At 64.3% G+C, this 4,042-nt stretch carries 4 protein-coding genes and 2 pseudogenes; 5 read left to right on the plus strand and 1 reads right to left on the minus strand.

Translation table 11 applies throughout. The features are described from left to right. The 4 genes and pseudogenes from cysC to JCM25156_RS23415 all read left to right on the plus strand — a co-directional run. Positions 1-485 (plus strand): adenylyl-sulfate kinase (cysC, locus tag JCM25156_RS23405; protein WP_034959308.1); only part of this gene is annotated, 485 nt, incomplete at its 5' end. Positions 486-634: 149 nt separating this feature from the next. Then, complete coding sequence (locus tag JCM25156_RS10390) at positions 635-964, plus strand: DUF2849 domain-containing protein (RefSeq protein WP_025813034.1); 330 nt, start codon at positions 635-637, stop codon at positions 962-964. Then, positions 954-2,641: pseudogene (locus tag JCM25156_RS23410) on the plus strand (nitrite/sulfite reductase). The gene JCM25156_RS10390 and the pseudogene JCM25156_RS23410 overlap by 11 nt, the downstream one beginning before the upstream one ends. Beyond that, positions 2,628-3,115, plus strand: a pseudogene (locus JCM25156_RS23415) (DUF934 domain-containing protein). Before JCM25156_RS23410 ends, JCM25156_RS23415 begins: the two co-directional pseudogenes overlap by 14 nt. A gap of 96 nt (positions 3,116-3,211) precedes the next feature. Here the strand turns inward: JCM25156_RS23415 and JCM25156_RS29430 are convergent. Continuing rightward, positions 3,212-3,409 (minus strand): hypothetical protein, encoded by a 198-nt coding sequence (locus JCM25156_RS29430; RefSeq protein WP_025813035.1) that lies wholly within the window; start codon positions 3,407-3,409, stop codon positions 3,212-3,214. Positions 3,410-3,462: 53 nt separating this feature from the next. Between JCM25156_RS29430 and JCM25156_RS10410 the strand changes: the two genes are divergently transcribed. Then, the coding region (locus tag JCM25156_RS10410) for a 3-deoxy-D-manno-octulosonic acid transferase (protein WP_025813036.1) at positions 3,463-4,042 on the plus strand (580 nt) is incomplete at its 3' end.

Here is a 4,042-nt window from a genome sequence, read left to right on the forward strand (position 1 = left end):
CGGAAAACCGCCTGTTCGCCCGTGGCGTCGATGTGTCGGTGCTGGATGGGGACACATTGCGCGCCGGGCTGTGTTCGGACCTTGGCTTTTCGGATGCGGACCGGCGTGAAAACGTCCGCCGCGCTGCGGCCGTGGCCCGGATTCTGGCGGAAAGCGGCCAGGTCGTGATCGTGGCGCTGATCTCCCCCACCATCGCGGACCGTGAACTGGCCCGTCAGATCGTGGGTGACGGTTTCCACGAAATCTTCATCGACACGCTGCAGGCCACATGCGAACAGCGTGACCCCAAGGGTCTTTACGCGGCGGCGCGCGCGGGCAAGATTGCCGGTTTCACTGGCATTGACGCCCCGTATGAAGCCCCCACCGCCCCGGCCCTGCGGCTGGAAACGGCGCAGCGCGGCAGCGATGAAACCGCAGCCCAGCTCGCGTCCTTCATCGGGGATGCGATCCGCATTGACGGTGCGGCGGGACGCGCGCGCTCCTAATTTCATGCAGGCCAGCTCCCGGCCATGGGGGCTGGCCACATGAAACCGGCGCCGGGTTGCGCGATGAACACCGGACATGCGGGCGCGGACAGTGTATGTACCAGTCGCGGCAGAACAATCCTGTCGCCTGAATAGGAATCGGTTCAGAAGTGGATGTCAGGAACAACCGCCGGGATTTGACCGGTACAAGCGTCATCACGGCCAACCGCCTGCTTGATGGCCGTATTGTCTGGCTGACCGCAACGGGATGGTCGGAAACGATCAGCCATGCCCGCATCATTGATAACGCGGATGTGGAAGCGACCATAAAGCAGGTTCGCGCCACCCCCGATGCACGGCGGGTTGTCGGCATTTACGGCGTGCAGCTTGACCCTTCGGCCGCAGGCGTCACGCCCCTGACGGTGCGCGAGCGCATCCGCGCCTTCGGCCCGAGCGTCCACCCTGAATTCGCGCCCGTGGAGACATCCGATGTCCACTAACACAGCGACCCTGCCTGTTGGACGGTATGCCTATGACCAGGTGGACCGTACCTTCCTTTCCCAGCGCGTGGCCCAGTTCCGTGAGCAGGTGAACCGCCGCATCGCGGGCCACCTGACTGAAGACGAATTCAAGCCGCTGCGCCTCATGAACGGGCTGTACCTCCAGCTACATGCTACATGCTGCGCGTGGCCATTCCCTATGGCATGCTGGGCGCGGACCAGATGCGCGCGCTGGCGCATATCGCCCGCACCCATGACCGTGGGTACGGCCATTTCACCACGCGGCAGAACATGCAGTTCAACTGGATCCGGCTGGAGGATACGCCTGACATCCTCGAACAGCTGGCCGATGTGGACATGCACGCCATACAGACCAGCGGTAACTGCATCCGTAACGTCACCTGCGACGAATTTGCCGGCGCCGCCGCTGATGAACTGCTGGATCCGCGCATCCATGCCGAAATCCTGCGCCAGTGGTCCACGCTGCACCCGGAATTCGCGTTCCTGCCGCGCAAGTTCAAGATCGCGATCAGCGGCAGCCCGCAGGACCGTGTGGCCGCGCGTTTCCATGATATCGGGCTTGTCGCCCGGCCCGGCCCGCAGGGGCGTCCGGTATTTGACGTATTCGTGGGCGGTGGGCTTGGCCGCACGCCCATCATCGGCGTGCTGCTGCGCGACAACCTGCCCGAGCAGGATCTTGTCGCCTATCTCGAGGCCGTGGTGCGCGTCTATAACGCCTACGGCCGCCGGGACAACATGTACAAGGCGCGCATCAAGATCCTTGTGCAGGCGCTCGGCGTCGAGACGTTCCGTGAGAAGGTGGACGCCGAATTCGCGCTCATGAACCGCGCCGATTACATGCTGGATCCCGCCATTGTGGCGGGAATCCGCGCCCGGTTCGGCATTCCCGCCCTTGACGCCCCGGCCGATGCGGCGGACAGGCTGGCGGCCGAACGCAAGGCGGATGCGGCATTTGACCGCTGGGTACGTACCAACACCCACCCCCACCGGCATCCGGGCTTTACCAGCGTGGTGATTTCCATCAAACCTGATGGCGGTATCCCCGGTGATGTCACGGCCGACCAGATGGACGTGATCGCGGACGTGGCCGATGGCTTCTCGTTTGGTGAAATCCGCGTCACCCACATGCAGAACGTGGTGCTGGGCCATGTGCGCAAGGACCGGCTGCGCGAACTGTGGCTCAGGCTGGTCGCCGCCGGTCTGGGCACGCCCAATATCGGGCTGGTGGGCGACATCATCGCCTGCCCCGGGCTGGATTACTGCTCGCTGGCCAATGCGCGCTCCATCCCCATCGCGCAGAAACTGAGCGCACGCTTCGCCAATCCCGAACTTCAGGAACGTATTGGCAAGCTGCACATCAACATCTCGGGCTGCATCAATGCCTGCGGGCACCACCATGCGGGCCATATCGGCATTCTGGGCGTGGACAAGCGGGGGGAGGAATTCTTCCAGCTCACGCTTGGCGGATCGGCTGGCAATGACGTGGCCATCGGGCAGATCATCGGCCCGGCGTTGCCGGAAGATGAAACAGTTGACGCCATCGCCCGGCTGATCGACGCCTATCTGGTGCTGCGGACCGAAGGCGAGCAGTTTATCGACACCTACCGGCGCCTTGGCGCCGCCAGCTTCAAGGACGCCGTTTATGCCCCTGCTTGAGAATGGCCGCATTACGGATGATCGCTGGACGGAGGCCGTGGAAGGCGCGCCGCTGCCCGATGGCGCGGTGATCGTGCCCCTCGAACGGCTTGAGGAAGGGCTGGCCCGCGCGGGTCAGGCCCCGCTGGGCGTCGCCATTGGCCCGGATGTGGATGTGGGGCAGCTCCATCATGTCCTGCCCCGGCTGGAACTGGTGGCGGTGACGTTCGCCACCTTCCGCGATGGGCGGGCCTTCACGCAGGCGCGCGCGCTGCGTGAGCACCTGTCCTTCACCGGGGAAATCCGCGCGACCGGCAAGCCCCTGCCCGACCAGTACGAGTTCATGCTGCGCTGTGGCATGACCACCGTGAAAACCGAGCGGGCGGAAGACGTGTCGGTCTGGCAGCAGGCGCATGAAATGTTTTCCATCGCCTACCAGCCTCCATCCTGCATGAACGCAAACAGGGTCTGGGCCTGCGCCGCTTTCTGGACTGAAGGCGGGCGGGTGCCTGCCTGCCCGATAGTCCGCGCATCAAAAGCCAACCCACGTAACGTCCTGTAATCATAAGGAAGTTTTTGGTGAAGCTTTTTTCAGAAAGCTTCAAAGGACGCCGCCTTTTTGAAAAAAGGCGGCACCCAAAAACTTTTATCGTTTTTTCCGCAATCAGTTATCTGCTTGCGGTTTCCAGGGCGCAGGCGGGGGCCGGGCTTTTCCATGCAGGCCATCCGCATCGGGCAGCATGCCCCTGATACCGCATCCGGGATACGCATATCCTTTTCCGCCATCATGAGGCGTGTTACCGCAAGGTTATGCGCAACCCTGTTTTCCCGCTTGCACAGGCATGACCCATCCCGACCACCTGAAACAGCGCGTGTGCAGCGCCATTCTGGGGGCCGGGTGGCGGGGGCTGGCAACGCTGCTTGCCCCGGCCCTGCGCCTTAACCTGTGGCGGCGGGTACGCCGGGGCAAGGAGATCGCGGCCTGCCTGCCGCAACGCCGTGGCTTTGCCCCCTGCCTGCTGCGCCCCCCGGGCCGGCTGATATGGCTTCACGCCGCAAGCGTGGGGGAGACGGTGGCAGTCATGCCGGTTATCCGCCAGATTCTTCTCTCCAGTGCCGGGCAGCATGTTCTGGTCACGACCGGCACCATTTCCGGGGCGGAAATCCTGCATACGCGCCTGCCCGACCTGCCCGGCCACGAACGGGTCCATCATCAGTTCGCGCCGCTGGACGTGCCGCGCTGGGTGGCCCGGTTTCTGGATTTCTGGCAGCCCGACGTGGCCGCGCTGGTGGAAAGTGAACTCTGGCCCAACCTGATTGCCGCCTGCGTGGTGCGGCATATCCCGGTGGCGCTGCTCAGTGGCCGGATGTCGGACCGTTCGCTTGCGGGGTGGCGCAGGGCGGCGTGCCTGCTGCGCCGGA

Source organism: Komagataeibacter kakiaceti JCM 25156, assembly GCF_000613305.1.

Coding starts and splice junctions, on each gene's coding strand:
- JCM25156_RS29430 (WP_025813035.1), bottom strand. CDS start 3,409: ATGATGGCGGAAAAGGATATGCGTATCCCGGATGCGGTATCAGGGGCA.